Origin of the sequence: Sagittula marina, assembly GCF_014196795.1 — a bacterium.
GTDB classification, from domain to species: Bacteria; Pseudomonadota; Alphaproteobacteria; order Rhodobacterales; family Rhodobacteraceae; genus Sagittula; species Sagittula marina.
Window position 1 is genome coordinate 192,069 of sequence record NZ_JACIEJ010000002.1, and the last position, 16,993, is coordinate 209,061.

Consider the following 16,993-nt stretch of genomic DNA (forward strand, 5'->3'; position numbering starts at 1 on the left):
CGCATTCCCTTCCAATGCCTGCGCTTCAGGCAAAGCTGACCTCCACATGGCCAAAGGCGCCAAAATCCGCCTCCACATGTGACCCCGGCGGGCATTCCACGGGCCTGATGAAAGACCCCGACAGGATGACCTGCCCCGGTTTGATTGACTGACCATAGACCCCCATGCGTTTCGCCAACCAGACGATGCCCATGACGGGATCGTTGAGCACGCCGGCGCCGAGCCCCGTCTCCTCCACCTCGCCATCGCGCGCGACAATGGCTCCCGCCCAGCGAAGGTCCACGAGACGCGGATCATGTCGTTGATTGCCAAGCACAATCCCGGCGTTGGCCGCATTGTCGGCAATCGTGTCCACGATGACGCGCGTCTTGCCGCTCGAAGGGTCGGCGCGAAAGATCCGTGTGTCGAGGATCTCCAGCGACGGGCAGACGAAGTCCGTTGCGGCCACGACCTGCTCCCGTGTCACATTGCCCTCCAGGGGAGCCTTCATGACGAAAGCGATTTCCGCCTCTACACGAGGCTGGATGAAACGCCCTTCCGGCACCACGCCGCCAGACTCGAACACCATGTCATCGAACAACACGCCCGAATCCGGGGTATCGATCTTCAGCGCGTCCTGCATCGCCTTTGATGTCAAACCGATCTTCCAGCCGATGACCTTGCGGCCCGCGACGCTTTTTGCCGTCATAAGCGCCGCCTGAACCGCATAGGCCTCATCCATGGTCATGCCCGGATGCTGCACCGACAAAAGCCCGATCTGGCGCCCCGCGTCTTCAGCCGCCAAAAGCGCCTGTGCCGCAGCGTGAATTTCCTCGTCCGTCATTCATCCACCACCGTATTGCGCAGCACACCAATTCCCTCGGCTTCCACCTCGATCACGTCACCGGGCTTGAGCCAGATCGGCGGATCGAACCGCGCGCCTGCGCCGGTGGGCGTTCCGCAGACGATCACATCGCCGGGCACCAACGTGGTGAACGTGCTGACGTAGTTCACAATATAGCGAAAATCGTACAGCATCCGCCCCGTTCGATCCTTCTGCCGCACCTCGCCGTTCACGCGGGTTTCCAAGGCGATATCATCAAGTTGCGAAGGATGGGTAAACGGCACCAGCCACGGGCCGATGGACCCGCTCTGGTCCCAGTTCTTGCCCTGCGTCACGTTGAATTTTGCGTGGCGCACCCAATCGCGAACCGTTCCCTCGTTGCACAGGGTGATCGCCGCGATGTGGTCATAGGCGTCTTCCCGCGCGATGCGACGCCCGCCCTTGCCAATGACGATGGTGACCTCGCCTTCGTAATCGAGCTGTTCGGACTCCGGCGGCCGCACCAAGGCGCTGCCATGACCGACAAAAGACCGCGCAAAACGGATAAAAAGCGACGGGCGCCCCGGAGCTTCCTGCCCATCCTTGTACTCCGCATTCCTGTCGGGAAAGTTGACACCGACACAGATGATCTTCTCCGGATCGCGGACCGGGATTTCCAAAATCGCATCCTCATGCGGGATCTTCGCCGGGCGGCCCATACCCGCCTGTGCAAGCGCCTTGAGCGCCCCAGCCTCAATCACCTGCCGCAGCGCTGAATGACCTTCAAATCCAGTCAGATCGATCAGACCATCGTCGCTCCACAGCCCGAATTTAGCAGCGTTGTCATGCGTAAAACTGACGAATTTCACCATCCTATTGCCTCCCCGAAATCTCGGCGATCACATCGACCGCCATCATCACATCGTCCCGCGTGCAGTCGAACTGCCCAACCTGAAAGCGCACAACTCTCCGGCCCGCGTGCATGCCTTGCGTCACATAGATCCGGCCGTCCGCATTGATCGCATCCACCAGACGTTGCTGCGCTGCATCATCCCCCGGCCCCCGGAAGGTGAACAGCGACAGGATCGGCTCCGTCACGATCTCAAAGCCATGATCGCGCAAGGCGCAGCAAACCTCACCGGCCCATGCCACATGATTGCGCATACGTGCGCGAAGCCCCTCCAGCCCGTAATAACGCAGCAAGAACCATAACTTGAGCGCCCGGAACCGACGCCCGAGCGGAATCGTCCACTCGGAGTAATTCACCACCTCCGCACCGGAGGTCTTGAGGTACTCTGGCGCGATCTTCAGCGTATCCACCTGCTGCTGCGGGTCTTTCAGGAACTGGACAGAGCAATCGAACTGCGCCCCAAGCCATTTATGCGGGTTGAAGACAACGGAATCGCACGTCTCTATGCCACGCCACATCTCGTCGCGGATCTCTGGGCAGATCATGGCTGACCCGGCCCAGGCCGCATCGCAATGCAGGTAAAGCCCCTCCTCGGCGGCCACGGCACCGACCGCCGCCAGATCATCCCAAGCGCCGATGCCGGTGCCGCCCGTGACGGCCACGATCCCGGCGGGAACGTGTCCTGCCGCGCGATCCTCGGCGATGGCCCGCCGCAGAGCCACTGCATCGACGCCAAAGGTCGGCGCGCCCACACTGGGCAGTTTGACCAGATTGTCCTGACCGATCCCCGCCACCCAACAGGCGCGGTCCACCGACGAATGCGCCTGCTCCGACACGTAAACGCGCAAAGCGCCCTTGGCGGACAGCCCCTCTCGATTGCCGGACCAGTCGCAGGCCCGCTCACGCATGGTCAATACTGCGGATAAGGTGGCGGAGGATGCCGAATCCTGGATCACACCGGACCATCCTTCAGGCAGGCCCACCGCCTGACGCAGCCAGTCCACCATGACGCCTTCCATCTCGGTCGCCACCGGAGAGGTCTGCCACAACATGCATTGCGGTGCCATGACGCTCACCAGCATCTCCGCCAGCATGGACACCGGCGCGGCATTGGCGGGAAAGTAGGCAAAGAACCTCGGATGCTGCCAATGGGTCAGCCGTTTTGGTACGATATCGAGAAAATCGGCCCAGATCGCCTCCATCGCCTCGCCCACCTCAGGGGGGGCATCGGCCAAGAGCGCAGCCGCCTCGCCCGGTGTCACATCCGGACGCACAGGCCGATCTCTCAAGCCCTCGTGATAATCGGCACCAAACTGCGCCGCGCGCTCCCCCCAACGGGCGAACTCCTCCCAATCCATCAAGACCTCCTACGGCGCACCGTCCTGCTTTGAGCTGCTCCCGACGCCAAAGCCAGCTTACCCTCTGCGTCGAGCTCACATACCCCTCATGCAAACACTTAACATGTTAACCACAAGTGCGCCACCCGCATGAAAATGCCGCAGCGCTGCGTGCAGATTGACCACTATGGACGACCCCGCCCAGCGCATAGCCGCTATGCATTCGCAACGCATTGACGCAGTGCAGCATCCCGCGCACTCACGGGTCAGACAACTGCAATGTAGCGAACAGGAGAGACCGATGAAAACCGGCACCAAACTCCCCGACGTCACCTTCCGCACCCGCGTCCGTGATGACAGCATCGAAGGGCCCAACCCCTTCCGCTGGGAAGACAAATCCACCGCAGACTACTTCGCTGGCAAGCGCGTGATCCTCTTCTCCCTGCCCGGCGCGTTCACGCCCACATGCTCGACCTACCAGCTTCCCGGATTCGAAAACAACTTCGGCGAGTTCCAGGCACAGGGCATCGACGAAATCTACTGCCTGTCCGTCAACGACAGCTTCGTGATGAACCAGTGGGCCAAAGCGCAGGGCATCGAAAACGTAAAGGTCATCCCGGATGGCTCCGGCGAATTCACCCGCAAGATGGGCATGCTGGTGCACAAGGATAACCTTGGGTTCGGTCCGCGCTCCTGGCGCTATGCGGCCATCATCAATGACGGTGTGGTCGAAGCATGGTTCGAAGAGCCGGGCCTCATGGACAACTGCCCCGACGACCCTTATGGCGAATCCTCACCCGAAACTCTGCTGGCACACCTGACGCAGGCCGTCGCCGCCGAGTAACTTATCCGAAAGCCGCTCCCTCGCGGCTCAAGGGCACGAGAAAGCCCCGCCAATTACCGGCGGGGCTTTTTTATGGCCGCGGGGTCACATCAATCCGAGGTCGCGCCGCCCTGCTCACACAGCCGCCACCCGCGCGTGCGCCGGATGACATCCAGATGCAGGTGATCGTCATGTGACGCGTTCGAGCCCGGCCCCAGCACCGTGGTGAACTCCATGCAGGCCGAGGCGCGAACCGCATCCTGAAAGGCTTCCGCCATTGATCCCTGCGCCTCGCGCGGCTCAACGGGGATGGGCGGCCCGTTCTCGAACGTGAAACCCATCACATCCACAGCGTTGCCAAACGCATGTTCCGACAGCTTGCCGTCGGCCACATTGTTGCGGCGGCGACAGATATAGCCGGAGCCGTTCCTGACCTCGGTCAGTGCGCCCCGCTCCTCTAGCCGTTCAGCTGCGGGAAGAACGAAATCGTGGACCCAAAGAGCCATCGCTTCCGCTGTTTCGCACCGGATCACCGCCGGCGGGGTTACGGCCACCCCCGGCGCGATCTCCGTCACCTCCAGCGGACGAAGAATGCCGCAATCCGCGTCATCGTCGGGGATAATCGGATCAACTTCGGTGTACGTCACTCCCATGCGGTCAAGTGCTGCGAGGCATACGGCATATTCGGTATCATCGACCCGCAACTCGTCCCGCATGCCTTTTGGCAAGGCCTCTGCCTTGACTCCGCCAGGCAGGGCCTCCTCCGCGGGCACCTCGACATCTGGCGTCTCTGCTTCGACGATGCGCGCCTTGGGACGAAGCGACTCCTCCGGCCCCTCTTGCGCCCAGACCGGCACAGCGCTCAAACACAGGATCAAACCCCAGCGTTTCACTCCAGGAACTCCACAGACACGCCATCCGACACCATGTGCGCCAGCTCGGTCACGTCCCAGTTGGTGAAGCGCACGCAGCCATGGCTGTGGTTCTCGAACAACTTCGCCGGGGAATCCGTGCCGTGCAAACCGTAGGTGGGCTTCGATAGATCGATCCAGACGGTCCCCACCGGTCCATTCGCACCCGGCGGAAGCGTCAGCGCTTCCTCAACGCCATCGGCCTCGAAGTTCACGTCCGGGTTGTAACTGTAGGTTGGATTCATCGCGACCGCCTTCACATGCATCGTGCCAGAGGGCGACGGCGTGCTGTTCGATCCGATTGCCACCGGATAGTTCGCCAGAACTGCGCCGCCCGCGTCCAGCGCCACGGCGCGCTGCGACCCCTTGTGGATCTCGATACGATCCACCGTACCTTCGACATATTCACCGGGATTGGCCACCACGATGGTCTCTCCCGCCGCAAAACCCGCCTGAGGGTTCATGGCGATCAGGGCATCTTCATCCATGTGATACCGTTCGGCCAGCCTCTCGGACACACGCAGGTAGCCAAGCTCGTTCATTTGCGCCTTTTCCCGAACGTTGTCCGGGATAGAGGCGGTCAGACCGGACACATCCTCCGCCGTTACGCTATACTGCCCCAAAACGGGTTCAGCCGTGTTGCCCCCCAGCAGCATCCAAACTTCAGGGTCCAAGATCCCATCCACAGGCAGGCCTTCGCGCTGTTCAAAGGCGCGCAAGGCGCTTTCGCTCATGCCGCCCTTGTAGCCATCAATCACACCGGGAGAGATCCCCGCACGGTCCAGCAAGATCTGCAGCTTCATCGTAAGACCGGACTGTCCTTCTGGCAGAACACCACCGGTGTAGGTCGCAACCTGAACCTCCTCTGGGGTCAGTGCCAAGGCGGGGCTGGCAAGCAAGAACGGAAAAATCAGAGTGAGGGTGCGCATTTAAGGTGCTCCATGTGTCGGAGCTCCCCAACGCGTGAACCCCCATATGGTTCAGCCGCTCTTGGGTTTGCGTGTCTTCTTACGGGGCGATGCAAGTGCATTTGCGGCACTGCCTCCGGACAAACGTCGCGCATTGGCGCTTGCACTTGCCTCAATCGGCTTCAAAGCCTCCGCCATAACGATGGCGTACCCTTTGTTGCCCGACATGGCGCGCATGGCCATCTCACCGCCGCGCGCAAAGGCTGAGGGCTTCTCAAGCACCATGCGGGTGAATTCCTGAGGTTTCATCACACCCATTGCCATCTGGGCCATCCGCGTCTGAACCACCACCGCCGCCGACAGCATCATCTGAGAAGTGGACAGCGCCACTTTTTGCCAATCCGTCGTGGCCTTCATCATATCTTGGAACATTGGTGAACCTCCTGTGGTCATCTCATACAACCACATTCGGAAAGGAAACGTTCCTCTTTTTTGCTGCATTGCAGCATTCCACCCCACGCATAACGTCGCAGGCATGACCAAGGCTCTGTTCTAAAACGCTTTTGTGACGGGGCTATCTTTCCACCAGACCTTCGCCGTGTCTACGGGGCCGGGTTCATAGAATGCGACCTTGGTTAAAATTAGCTGACGTCCAAAACGCGCTGCCAGCCAATCCCAAGAAGGGTGCCCTCACAGCAGCCTCACGATAGCCGACAGCCGCTTCAGATACTGGCCCCAAACGGCCAAGCCCTTGGCATGCAACAAATTCCCCAAAATCTCACGGAAACCGTCGCCATTCGTGCACCGCGATAGCCCGCTTCAGCACGGGAACCTGCACACTTTGGGAATCATCATCGGCGATCTTGTCCGAAAGGCGGAAATCCATCCGGGTCCCGCCGCGCGCCAGCCGTCCAATCAGTGCTCATCTCCCGTGACGGACCATCCTGAGCGCCACCGCACGACAAAGCCACGCCCCAAGCAACTGGCGGGTGAACTGTCATGACTTTGGGGAGAGTAATGGTACCACCTCCCCGGCTCGAACGGGGGACCTCCTGATCCACAATCAGGCGCTCTAACCTACTGAGCTAAGGCGGCACTGGCAGGCGATTTACAGAGACCCTACCATGATTGCAAGCGCGAATCCGGCAAAATTTTCAATCTTGGCCACAGCTTCGACTCCATCCGCCGTTTGAAGCCCGTCGCACCGAAAAAAGACCTTCGCCAAATCAGGGCGCCGCCGAAGGTCTCCAGCGAGCGCATCCCCTTCCCTGCCCGCCAGATGCAGCTGCGGTGGAATGGCCTCTCTCCTTGCAATACACCCCTCTGCGCGCTAACTGGCACAACGACCGTCAAGGGGCAGGACAATGGGCATCAACGACGAATCCGACATCGAAGCAAACCTCCAGATCGGGCCGACCGATAAGGGTATGGTACGGCTGTTCATGTTTGCTGGCGATCTGGAGATCCCGATGGATTTCGAACCGGACGAGGCCGACGACATCGCAGAGGAGCTGCGCGCCGCCGCCGAAACCGCACGCCAGATGTCCGCGGCAGGCAAGCCTGGCAAGGGCAAGCGCAAGTAACCACCTCCATGTTACTTGACCGCATGGACACTTGGTCGATTGTGTTTTGCGTCTTCAAACTGGTGGCGATAAACGCTCTGCGCGCGTAAGGCGCCCAATCCATCGAACGCATGCATACCAGTTCCTATGCCAACGCGCTGTGGAGGCAGAAAAAATCTGCACCGAGTGAGGCGCGCGGCCTGATTCACCTTCGGCGCGGGGGCGCGCTCATTGCGCTGACCACCGCGCTGGGGCTGATCCTGCCGCCCGCGTCCCTGTCCTCCCAAAGCCACAGCACGATCTTCCTGTGGTCCGTGGCGGGGTTCTACCTCGGGACCAACGCAATACACATCCATCGCGCGACCGATTGGGTTCAGCATCTGCTCGCGCCATCTGCAGTTGGCTTGGCAATGGGCGTCACATGGCTTCAGCTTTTCGGACCCGCCCTGACCGAGCCGCACGCCGAACCCCACTGCAGTCCCGCGCCGGGATCGCGCAAGCCCTGCAACCGCCGCGCCGCGCAAAAGGCGAACTTTTGCACCAGTTTCTTGCGCCGCGCCGGAGCGATCTTGTCTTCCGGGCCCATGCGCAGAATTTCCGCGTCATAGCCATCGGCGATCAACAACCCGGTGTCCTCTGGCAGCAGATCCGTTTCGAACGCCTGATCCACCGCCCAGAAATAGCGGTCACACCACGGCAGATAGCCCTGCCACTTGCCGTCGCTCATGAAATCCGCGCGCGACGATTTACATTCGATGATCCACAACTCGCCTTTCGGCCCAAGCGCCATCACATCGACCCGCAGCCCCCGGTCCGGCACAAATTCCTCCACCGTGGCAAAGCCAAGGCTGCTCATATGCCGCGACACCCCGCGCGCCAAAAGCTGGCCAGGCGTCAGAACAGGCTCCATCGGATCTACACGCAATTCCATGCTCAGAATATGGACATTTCATGAACAAACGCAACCCAGCCGGGCCACTGCTTGCAAATCGCTGACAAAACGACATCTTTCCAAACAGCCATTCCCGGAGACACGATGCAGCCTGAAGACGCCCCCCTGACCCGCAACGCCGCCCAGGGCGTGCGCTATGCGCGCGAACTCGAAGCCCATATCAACTGGCTCGACACGTTCTCTGGCACGGCGCTTGGCGTGCTCTCCGTCGCCTCCGGCATTTACACCTATCTCGGCGTGTCCTCGCTGCTGGACGACAACGGCGCCATGTCTGTCTTTGCCGCCATCGCCTATTCCACCGCCGTCTCTGTGGGCATTTTTGTGTTTTGGTCCTATCTGATGCGGCTGTTTCCGGCTGTGCGCACCAATCGTGCCCGCGCTGGTCTGCTGGGCGCGATGGGCATCGGCAGCCTCGCCATCGTTGCCATGTCGTCCTGGCTCAACGCCGCCGCGCTGGCCGGGTCTGCCGCCGTCGAACAACATCTCGCCAAGACCGTACAGGATTACCAAGTGGCGCTGGAGCGCGCGCACGAAATTGCCCTCACCGGTCAGGCCCTCGAACGCGATGTGTCCCGCACCCGCCAGTCTTTCGAAGACCTCTCCGAACAGGAGGCCGCTGGCTCCCTCTCCGGCCTCGCCGGTCGCGGCGCAGTCTTTCGCGTGCTGCGCCAGAAATCTGCCGAGTTGCAGGCGCTGGAAACCCAGATCGCCGCGCAAACCCCGCTCGTTGAAAGCAGCTTTACCGAGGGCAACACAATCCTGTCCCGGATGCGCGCCCTCACCGTCGAACCCGGCAATGTGGAAGCCCGCTCCGTCGAGTTTTCCGAAGCCGCCGTTCGCCTTCAGGGCCTGATCACGCAACTCCGCCAGCTCTCCGTCGCGCCGCTGGTGGAGCGCGCCGCCCAAGACCTCGCGGCTTCGGTTGTGTTGCCCGAGCTGGACAGCACAACCGCTGCAGGCCGTGCCGATCAATCGGCCACCATCACGTCCGTTCTCGAAGTGCTGGGCCAGCGTGCAGCCACGCTCGAACGCGCAGCTCAAACCGTTCAATCTCTGGAACAGGCCACAGACGTCACCTACACCCCAATTTCTGCCGCAGATGCAGTCATCCTCTACGCCCGCAACTTTGTGCCAAGCTGGGCCGGAGCCATAGCCATCGACCTTCTGCCCGCAGTTCTCGTCTTCATCCTCGCCATCACGCACGGGGCCATCCGCAACAGCCGCGATGGCACCGGGATCGAGGACACCATGACGCTTGCTGAACTGCGCGCAGCCGTGGGCGCCCTGCGGGATGTCGAAGCCCTCGCCGCCTCACAGCCCAACCCGGACTCGCCCCCGACCAGAGCCGCCGCACCCGAACCTGCCGCCGCGCCCGAGACAAAGGCTGCCGCCGAATGACCTCAGTCGCCCCCGCACACTCAGAATCTCTTCGGTCCAATCGGGCTGCAGAGGCAACGGTTCACCAAGACCTCAAGGCGAGCGGCCCGCCGGCCAGCTCCACAGAGCGCCCCAATGGCTGACACCTCCCCCCATCCTATCGCGCGCACCCTCGGGGCCGTACTGGTGTTTCAGCTTCTGATCGGCGCGCTGCTGATCCTTGGCGACATCCGCGACGCCCCCTTGTCCCTACCCTTCCTGAAGCCGAACGCGCCACGCCTGTCGGATCCGGTTCGCCCCGGCGATCAGCGGCGCACGTTCAACCCGTCACGTGACCGCCCCTCGACCCAGCCCGCGCGCAATCCCGGCGAACTTCCCGATCGACTCACTCTGACGTTTGAAGACGCGCAATGGCGGCTCGAAGGTCAGATCTCTGCCGAAGACGCAGCGCGCCTGATCCCACAAATCGACGCCGCAGACCCTCCCGTCACGGATCTCGTACTGCAATCCCCGGGCGGATCGGTCCGCGACGCGCTCGACATCGGTCGGCATCTGCGCGACCGCGGCATTGCCACCACGGTCCTGTCGGGGGAAATCTGCTACTCCGCCTGCCCCTATCTGTATGCCGGCGGAGAAACCCGCACGGCAGAGGAAAACGCATCCATCGGCGTGCATCAACATAGCTTCGGGGAAAACACCTTCTTGCCGGCTTTTACGGCCATCGACGACATTCAGCGCGGTCAGGCAGAGGTTATGTCCTACCTCGACGACATGGGGATCGACGTCCGCGTGATGCGTCACGCGCTCGCCACGCCAGCCGATGAAATCTATATTCTGCTGCCCGAAGAGCTTGAGCGTTACAATTTCGTGAACCCTTCCGACAGCTAACCCCTTGTCAGCGCGCCTTGCGCGACTTACCTGCGTGACAGGCGGGTTCTGCCCTTCTCGTCACACGGGTACATTCCGGTGGCCTTAAGCAACTCCGAGGGAGCTGGCTCTGCTATGACCGTGGTCATACTACCTGGCGCCCACCTGTATATACAGGTCCTCGGGAATGCGTCACCCAGACGGTCGAGGTGGTTCCCGCCGCAAAATTTCTTCGGGAGTTTTGCGGCGGTGGACATCGGCACAGCGCCTTTCGAACCCTGACAGATCTGAACCTATCCACACGATGCACTGTTCATACAAAAACGGCATCCAGTCGCCTGAATGCCGCTCGTAGGTTCTCATGGCTTGGTTTAGCTGCGCCGCAGAACATCCCGGCGTGGCGCGGCCTCAGCCGTCACCCGTGCGCGTTCACCAGTTATACGCGGTGCGCGGCGGCCACCGGACGGACCATCACCCTCGCCCATGCGCATGATGGAGATGGCAAACTGCACACCCGCAAAGACGATCCCATTCCCAAAGAACAGCATACCAACAGCAATCCAGCCAACAGGCGACGTGCTGACCAGATGCCCAAGGTTCGCGATGTTGTAAAACAGCAGGGCGCCAACAAACAGCGCCGACAGACCGAACCCGGCAACGCAGTGCGTGATATACATCTTGATGAGTTTCGGCATGGTCGCCTCCGTTACGATCACTACACAAAGTAAATCCAGCCAGCACAAAAGCAAGCGCACCTCTTGCCGCACCCCGCCAGACCAGATCCGCCAGACATCACGCGCCGCGCCACGGGATTTACCAATTTTGACGCCACGTCACACCAACAGATTAACAACCGACCGGTTTGCCCCGGAAAACCGGTCGGTTCGCAGGTAAACGATCCTCCATTTCGATTAAAAAATCGCCAACATGGTGCTTCAAAAGGTTTCCAACAGACCGCGCAGCGCGCAACACCCCACGCCAAAAAGTAAACGCGCGGCAGGTTAACCCCACCGCGCGGTGCATTAATTCGTATAAGTGTTGACGGTCGTTAACCGTTTCAGAATGCCTCTGGCTTGGCCTCGCGCGCCATGTGGTCCAGTACAGCGTTCACAAATTTTGGCTCCTTTCCATCTGGAAAGAAGGCCGCGGCCACGTCCACATATTCTACGATAACGATCTTTGGCGGTGTATCCGTAGCAACGAATTCGGCGCCCGCCGCGCGGAACAGAGCGCGCAGAACAGAGTCGATGCGCCCGATGGGCCACTTGGCCACCAAGGCGCGATCTGTCATCTGGTCGACCTTCGCCTGCCAGTTCACTGCCTCCTTCAAGACATTGGAAAACAAATCAATATCGCCGTCGATGAACTCGTCACCCTCGTCGGTGACCATGCCGAAACGGTGGTTCAAAAACTCCGTCTTGACTCGATCCAGCCCGGCTTCGCCCACTTCCATCTGGTACAACGCCTGCACCGCATAAAGCCGCGAAGCAGAGCGCATCTTACGCTTTTGGTTGCCCGACAGTGGCTTGGGCGGGGCGGCCTCGGGCGCAGTCTCGTGGTTTGTCTCTTCTTCGGTCATGCAACCGGTCCCTTTCCGTCGCCCGCCACCTGGTATTCGCCACTGACAGGCTTGAAGCCAACACCCTTGCGCTGGCTGCCAAATTTCTGTGACAGAGCAATGAGATGCAGTGCTGCCGCTGCCGCACCGCCGCCCTTGTTCTGGCCTTCTGAATCAGCCCGCACCGCAGCCTGATCATAACTTTCCACTGTGAGGATACCGTTACCGATGCACAGCCCCTGCAAGCCCAAGAGCGTCAGCGCCCGCGAGCTATCGTTGCAAACAGTATCGTAATGCGTGGTTTCGCCCCGGATAACACAGCCCAGCGCAACGTAGCCGTCGAAGTTCGACAGCCGCTCTGCGATGCCGATGGCCGAAGGCACCTCCAGCGCGCCGGGCACTTCGATGATCTCGTACCAGCCGCCCACGGCTTCGACCTCGGCGACCGCACCCTTAACAAGTTGGTCGGCGATGTCCTTGTAGTATGGCGCCACCACAATCGCGATCTTAACCGACTTGTCGATTTCCGGGCGTGGCAAAGTATAATGCGTTTCGTTCGATGCCATCAGCCCAGCTCCGAGATCTTGCGGGTTTCCACAATGTCGAGGCCATAGGCCTCAAGTCCGACAATCTTCGGCTTTGGCGAATTGGTCAGCAAGACCAGCTTTGACAGTCCCAGCGACGACAGAATCTGTGCACCAAGGCCGTATTGACGCAGCGTCTTGGGCGACACTTCCTCGCCCACATCCAGCTTCATCGCGGTGTCCCGCAGCAACACCACAACGCCACGGCCTTCTTCGGCAACGGCCCGCATCGCATTGCGATATTCGTCGGCGCGCCCAACAGGGCCGGTGCCGACAACGTCCAGCAGCGGGTCTTGTGCGTGCATCCGGACCAGAACCGGTTCATCGCCAGAAATATCGCCTTTTATCAAAACGATATGCTCGTCGCCATGCGTCTCGTCAGTGTAGATGCGCAACCGCCATTCGCCGCCGAACTCGGAGGTGATGTCTTCTTCCTTGGCTATTTTCACAAGGTTGTCGTGACGGCGACGATAGGAGATCAGGTCCGAAATCGTGCCGATCTTCAGCCCATGACGTTGCGCAAATGTCACCAGTTCAGGCAACCGCGCCATGGTGCCGTCGTCATTGATGATCTCACAAATCACCCCCGACGGGTTCAACCCGGCCAGACGTGACACGTCGACGGCAGCCTCCGTGTGACCCGCACGGACCAGCACCCCACCGCGCTTGGCGCGCAGCGGAAAGACATGGCCCGGCGTGGCAATGTCTTGCGGCCCTTTGCTGGCGTCGATAGCCACCTGCACGGTGCGCGCGCGATCCGCGGCCGAGATGCCTGTCGTCACGCCTTCGCGCGCTTCGATGGAGGTGGTGAAAGCCGTTTCATGACGTGACGAATTGTTCGTCGACATGAGAGAAAGCCCAAGCTCTTCAATACGATCTGCGCTCAGCGTCAGACAGATCAACCCGCGCCCGTACAGCGCCATGAAGTTGATGGCATCCGGCGTGGCCCATTGCGCGGGGATCACCAGATCGCCTTCGTTCTCGCGGTCTTCGTGGTCGACAAGGATGAACATGCGCCCGTTGCGCGCATCGTCGATGATTTCCTCGACAGACGAGATCGCATCACGCCAGTTCTGTTCCACTTCACCCGGGGTCTCGTAATCGCTCATGGCACCTCGCCTCCTGATCAATGGCGAAATACGCCAGAGCGCCGCGAAAGGCCAGAGGGCCCGCGCCTGCATCAGCGCAGTTTATCCGCCACGCTCAATGACTGCGCAGCCTTAGTCGAAGATATCCTCGATCAGGTCGAAAGCCTCGTGCAGCAGACCTTTGCGCTTGCGTTTGGCCTTCTTCTTTTTCGTCTTGCGCAGCGCCATTTCCACAAGATCCAACGGCGACTGCGCGGCCGTGCGATGACCCTTTCGCCCTTTTCGCGGCACTTTATGCGCGGCCTTGTCCACCGCATCGCTGCGAAGTTTCTTCAGGTCATGCAGCGGCGCCCCGCAAGAGGAACAGGCCAGTTCATGGCTCGCCTCCCCCTTCAGGACGAGTGCCGCGCGGGTGCCGCAATAGCAGCAAGTGGCGATCTTGGTGTTTGGCATACTCAGCAGATAGGCAAGCAGTGGAGCTGATTTCAAGTCGCAGCGCCCAATACGCCCAACGTCGGACCACCTATCGTCCGCGACGCATACACCAGGGCAAGGACGCCGGCCACACGCTCAGATCTTTTCGAAGCCACCAACACCCGGCAAGGTAGATGCTTCCCACGAGACCCTGTCATTGGTACTTCGGACGGGATCTTTAGAATTTTGCTTAAAGGAGAGCTGCATGCTCGCTTTCATATCTCGACCCATGGTTCGGATCGTGGACCGCTATCTGCCTGATCCATTTGTTTTTGTTCTGGTCCTGACCCTGGCCGCAGGTCTTGCCGCTGTCCTGACACAAGGCACCGGCCCCCTTGAGGTCATCACCTATTGGGGAGACGGTTTCTGGTCTCTGCTGACCTTTTCCATGCAAATGCTCCTGGTCCTGGTCACAGGCTACATGATGGCATCGACGCCGCTCGTCCGCCGAGGGCTGGCCGCGCTTGCGGGACTGGCACAGAGCGCAGGCGGCGCGATCCTTCTGGTCAGCCTGGTGTCGCTGGCGGCTTCCTGGATCAACTGGGGCTTCGGGCTTGTGGTCGGCGCATTGTTCGCGAAGGAATTGGCGCGCAAGATCAAGGTGGATTACCGGCTATTGGTGGCGTCAGCTTATTCCGGTTTCATCGTCTGGCACGGTGGCCTTGCCGGATCCATTCCGCTGTCCGTCGCGACGGAAGGCCACCCGTTTGCCGATATCATCGGGATCGTGCCAACCTCTGACACCATTTTTGCGCTCTTCAACATATGCATCGTCGCGGCCTTGTTCATTGTCGTGCCATTGGTCAACCGCGCAATGATGCCAAAAGAAGAAGAGGCCGTTTACATCGACCCTGCTCTGCTGGAGGAAAACAGCTACTCACGCCCGGAAAACCCAACTCCGGCGGAACGTTTGGAAAACAGCGTGGTCTTGTCGGTGCTTGTCGGAGCGGGCGGAGCAGCCTGGCTGATCCAGTATTTCGCCACCGGCGGCGGGCTATCACTGAACGTCATCAACTTCTTGTTCCTGACGCTCGCCATTTTGCTGCACGGCACACCAAAGAACCTGCTCAACGCCCTGACTGACGCGGTAAAGGGCGGCGCGGGCATCGTGATCCAGTTTCCGTTTTACGCCGGGATCATGGCGATCATGGTGCAGTCCGGGCTCGCAGCCAGCATTTCAGAGCATCTTGTAGGCTTGGCCTCTGCCGCCACCCTGCCCTTCTGGTCCTTCATTTCGGCAGGGATCGTGAACTTCTTCGTGCCCTCAGGCGGCGGCCAATGGGCAGTGCAGGCGCCGGTCATCTTGCCAGCGGCTGAGGCGCTGGGTGCCGACATCGCGCGTACCGCGATGGGAGTCGCTTGGGGCGACGCCTGGACAAACATGGTGCAGCCTTTCTGGGCCCTGCCGATTCTTGGTATCGCCGGTTTGCGAGCCAAGGACATCATGGGCTTTTGCGTTGTGCACCTGATCCTGTCCGGGGTGGTCATCTCCGTGGGGCTGACGTTCCTCTGACATCAGGCACCTACTAAAAACGACCGCTCGGTAGCAAGCCGGGCGGTCGTTCTTTTGATCAATCGGGCGCACCCATCCGGCGAAGCGATCAGCCTTTGACCGCGTAGAGCGCGACAGCGGCGGCGTTCGACACGTTCAGCGACCCAAACTCTCGCGCGAACGGGATCTTCACCAGCATATCCACGGTCTCGCGTGTTTTGGGGCGCAACCCCGGCCCTTCAGCCCCCAGCACCAAAGCGATGGGTTTCTCAAGCTTGCCGGCCACCGCTTCTTCGATGGTCAGCTCCGCTTCACCATCAAGACCCAGCACCAGATACCCGATCTCCTGAAGCGACGTGATCGTGTCCGCCAGATTGCGTTCGCGCAGATAGGGTTGACGCTCCAACGCACCAGAGGCGGTTTTTGCCAGGGCGCCCGTTTCCGGCGCTGCGTGGTGTCGTGTTCCGATCACCGCTTGCGCGCCGAACACCTCCGCCGACCGCAGGATCGCCCCGACGTTATGCGGGTCCGTCACACGGTCTAGCAGGACGAGGCGCAAGACCCCTTCACCACTGATCGCCACGTCCTCCAGCCGCCCCCAATCCAGAGGTTTGACCTCAAGCGCCGCGCCTTGGTGTACGGACTGCGGGTCTAGCGGGGCGCTAAAGCGGCGGGGATCCGAGATTTCCGGCTCGATGCCAGCCTCTGCCACCGCATCTGCCAATTTGTCCGCGGCGTTGGGCGTCAGGATCAGCCGCAGCTTTTCTCGCCGCGGGTTCATCAGCGCGTCCCGCACCGCATGGTGGCCGAAAAGCCAGACGGTCTCCGCCGCAGAGGCCTTTCGCGCCTGTTCCTTCTCTACCACCCACTTCGGTTTCTTCGCCATGAACCTGCCCTTTTTGCGTTGCGCCCCTCTTGCCTGTGCATTTGTCGGATTCCAAGAATTTTTCTTGTTGACGCCCCCAAGGGTCGGCTGTAATCAGCCCCCCACGCTCCGAGGCGACATGCTTCGGAACGCACGGTGGGCGACAGGCCGCAAGGTGTGGCAGGGGACTGTAACTCCCTCGCGGAGACGCACGCCTGGTTCGATTCCAGGGTCGCCCACCATTTTCACACGAGAGAAAAGTTCAAATCAGTTTCCATTAGCAATAAGCCTTAAAAGTCCAATTTTCGGTACTTTTGGCGGCTTTGCAGGCATGGATTGCAGACGAAACCACTATCATTACCCCTGATCGCGAGCGCCATCTTTGCCAGCGCCAAGTCCCGCAGCACGTTAAAACGCGTTGAATTTCCGCCATTGAGCATAAACGCCCGAATCTGGACGGCCGCGTGTCATATGCTCACCACA

The 16,993-nt window shown here is 60.7% G+C and carries 18 protein-coding genes, 2 tRNA genes and 1 other RNA gene; 7 read left to right on the forward strand and 14 right to left on the reverse strand.

Annotation, left to right across the window (positions count from 1 at the left end):
- Positions 1–25: 25 nt before the first annotated feature.
- Genes hpaH through GGQ68_RS04285 form a run of 3 tightly spaced genes read right to left on the reverse strand, consistent with a single transcriptional unit; the run spans position 26 to position 3,070 of the window.
- On the reverse strand, positions 26–823 hold the full coding sequence (gene hpaH, locus GGQ68_RS04275) for a 2-oxo-hept-4-ene-1,7-dioate hydratase (protein ID WP_183963265.1): 798 nt from the start codon (positions 821–823) through the stop codon (positions 26–28).
- Positions 820–1,674 (reverse strand): fumarylacetoacetate hydrolase family protein, encoded by an 855-nt coding sequence (locus GGQ68_RS04280; protein ID WP_183963267.1) that lies wholly within the window; start codon positions 1,672–1,674, stop codon positions 820–822. The genes hpaH and GGQ68_RS04280 overlap by 4 nt, the downstream gene beginning before the upstream one ends.
- A 1-nt stretch (position 1,675) precedes the next feature.
- The gene (locus GGQ68_RS04285) at positions 1,676–3,070 is read right to left on the reverse strand and encodes a pyridoxal phosphate-dependent decarboxylase family protein (protein ID WP_183963269.1); all 1,395 of its coding nucleotides are present in this window, start codon (positions 3,068–3,070) and stop codon (positions 1,676–1,678) included.
- A gap of 280 nt (positions 3,071–3,350) precedes the next feature.
- Here GGQ68_RS04285 and GGQ68_RS04290 point away from each other — a divergent pair, with 280 nt between their 5' ends.
- The gene (locus tag GGQ68_RS04290; RefSeq protein WP_183963271.1) at positions 3,351–3,893 is read left to right on the forward strand and encodes a peroxiredoxin; all 543 of its coding nucleotides are present in this window, start codon (positions 3,351–3,353) and stop codon (positions 3,891–3,893) included.
- Between the two features lie 89 nt (positions 3,894–3,982).
- Here GGQ68_RS04290 and GGQ68_RS04295 read toward each other — a convergent pair whose 3' ends face one another.
- The 4 genes from GGQ68_RS04295 to GGQ68_RS04310 all read right to left on the reverse strand — a co-directional run bounded on the left by GGQ68_RS04295 (position 3,983) and on the right by GGQ68_RS04310 (position 6,786).
- Complete coding sequence (locus GGQ68_RS04295) at positions 3,983–4,765, reverse strand: extensin family protein (protein WP_183963274.1); 783 nt, start codon at positions 4,763–4,765, stop codon at positions 3,983–3,985.
- On the reverse strand, positions 4,762–5,712 hold the full coding sequence (locus tag GGQ68_RS04300) for a L,D-transpeptidase family protein (protein WP_183963276.1): 951 nt from the start codon (positions 5,710–5,712) through the stop codon (positions 4,762–4,764). Before GGQ68_RS04300 ends, GGQ68_RS04295 begins: the two co-directional genes overlap by 4 nt.
- Positions 5,713–5,763: 51 nt before the next feature.
- The gene (locus GGQ68_RS04305; protein WP_183963278.1) at positions 5,764–6,123 is read right to left on the reverse strand and encodes a hypothetical protein; all 360 of its coding nucleotides are present in this window, start codon (positions 6,121–6,123) and stop codon (positions 5,764–5,766) included.
- A 586-nt stretch (positions 6,124–6,709) separates the two neighbouring features.
- Positions 6,710–6,786 (reverse strand) — tRNA-His (locus GGQ68_RS04310).
- A gap of 269 nt (positions 6,787–7,055) precedes the next feature.
- Between GGQ68_RS04310 and GGQ68_RS04315 the strand changes: the two genes are divergently transcribed.
- Positions 7,056–7,274, forward strand: a complete 219-nt coding sequence (locus tag GGQ68_RS04315; protein ID WP_183963280.1) for a DUF6324 family protein — start codon at positions 7,056–7,058, stop codon at positions 7,272–7,274.
- A gap of 406 nt (positions 7,275–7,680) precedes the next feature.
- Here the strand turns inward: GGQ68_RS04315 and GGQ68_RS04320 are convergent, their stop codons facing one another.
- Positions 7,681–8,184 (reverse strand): MmcB family DNA repair protein, encoded by a 504-nt coding sequence (locus GGQ68_RS04320; protein WP_425502950.1) that lies wholly within the window; start codon positions 8,182–8,184, stop codon positions 7,681–7,683.
- 105 nt (positions 8,185–8,289) lie between these two features.
- Between GGQ68_RS04320 and GGQ68_RS04325 the strand changes: the two genes are divergently transcribed.
- From GGQ68_RS04325 to ssrS, 3 genes are all read left to right on the forward strand, one after another.
- Complete coding sequence (locus GGQ68_RS04325; protein ID WP_183963282.1) at positions 8,290–9,603, forward strand: hypothetical protein; 1,314 nt, start codon at positions 8,290–8,292, stop codon at positions 9,601–9,603.
- Positions 9,604–9,717: 114 nt separating this feature from the next.
- On the forward strand, positions 9,718–10,470 hold the full coding sequence (locus tag GGQ68_RS04330) for a COG3904 family protein (protein ID WP_183963284.1): 753 nt from the start codon (positions 9,718–9,720) through the stop codon (positions 10,468–10,470).
- Between the two features lie 42 nt (positions 10,471–10,512).
- Positions 10,513–10,669, forward strand: a non-coding RNA gene (gene ssrS / locus GGQ68_RS24820) — 6S RNA.
- Positions 10,670–10,820: 151 nt separating this feature from the next.
- Here the strand turns inward: ssrS and GGQ68_RS04335 are convergent.
- The 5 genes from GGQ68_RS04335 to GGQ68_RS04355 all read right to left on the reverse strand — a co-directional run bounded on the left by GGQ68_RS04335 (position 10,821) and on the right by GGQ68_RS04355 (position 14,132).
- The gene (locus GGQ68_RS04335; RefSeq protein ID WP_183963286.1) at positions 10,821–11,144 is read right to left on the reverse strand and encodes a hypothetical protein; all 324 of its coding nucleotides are present in this window, start codon (positions 11,142–11,144) and stop codon (positions 10,821–10,823) included.
- A 362-nt stretch (positions 11,145–11,506) separates the two neighbouring features.
- Positions 11,507–12,028, reverse strand: coding sequence for a transcription antitermination factor NusB (gene nusB / locus GGQ68_RS04340; RefSeq protein ID WP_183963288.1), 522 nt, complete (start codon positions 12,026–12,028; stop codon positions 11,507–11,509).
- Positions 12,025–12,573 carry a 6,7-dimethyl-8-ribityllumazine synthase gene (locus GGQ68_RS04345; RefSeq protein ID WP_183963290.1) on the reverse strand — a complete coding sequence of 183 codons (549 nt, stop codon included), beginning with the start codon at positions 12,571–12,573 and terminating at the stop codon, positions 12,025–12,027. The genes nusB and GGQ68_RS04345 overlap by 4 nt, the downstream gene beginning before the upstream one ends.
- Positions 12,573–13,700 (reverse strand): 3,4-dihydroxy-2-butanone-4-phosphate synthase, encoded by a 1,128-nt coding sequence (gene ribB / locus GGQ68_RS04350; protein WP_183963292.1) that lies wholly within the window; start codon positions 13,698–13,700, stop codon positions 12,573–12,575. Before ribB ends, GGQ68_RS04345 begins: the two co-directional genes overlap by 1 nt.
- A 111-nt stretch (positions 13,701–13,811) precedes the next feature.
- Complete coding sequence (locus tag GGQ68_RS04355; RefSeq protein WP_183964069.1) at positions 13,812–14,132, reverse strand: hypothetical protein; 321 nt, start codon at positions 14,130–14,132, stop codon at positions 13,812–13,814.
- A gap of 226 nt (positions 14,133–14,358) precedes the next feature.
- On the opposite strand from GGQ68_RS04355, the gene GGQ68_RS04360 reads away from it, so the two are divergent.
- Positions 14,359–15,666 carry a short-chain fatty acid transporter gene (locus GGQ68_RS04360; protein WP_183963294.1) on the forward strand — a complete coding sequence of 436 codons (1,308 nt, stop codon included), beginning with the start codon at positions 14,359–14,361 and terminating at the stop codon, positions 15,664–15,666.
- 88 nt (positions 15,667–15,754) lie between these two features.
- On the opposite strand, the gene rlmB is transcribed toward GGQ68_RS04360, so the two are convergent.
- Entirely contained in the window at positions 15,755–16,531 is a 777-nt protein-coding gene (rlmB, locus tag GGQ68_RS04365; protein ID WP_183963296.1) for a 23S rRNA (guanosine(2251)-2'-O)-methyltransferase RlmB, read from the reverse strand.
- Positions 16,532–16,668: 137 nt separating this feature from the next.
- Between rlmB and GGQ68_RS04370 the strand changes: the two genes are divergently transcribed.
- Positions 16,669–16,752 (forward strand) — tRNA-Tyr (locus GGQ68_RS04370).
- Positions 16,753–16,993: the final 241 nt, after the last annotated feature.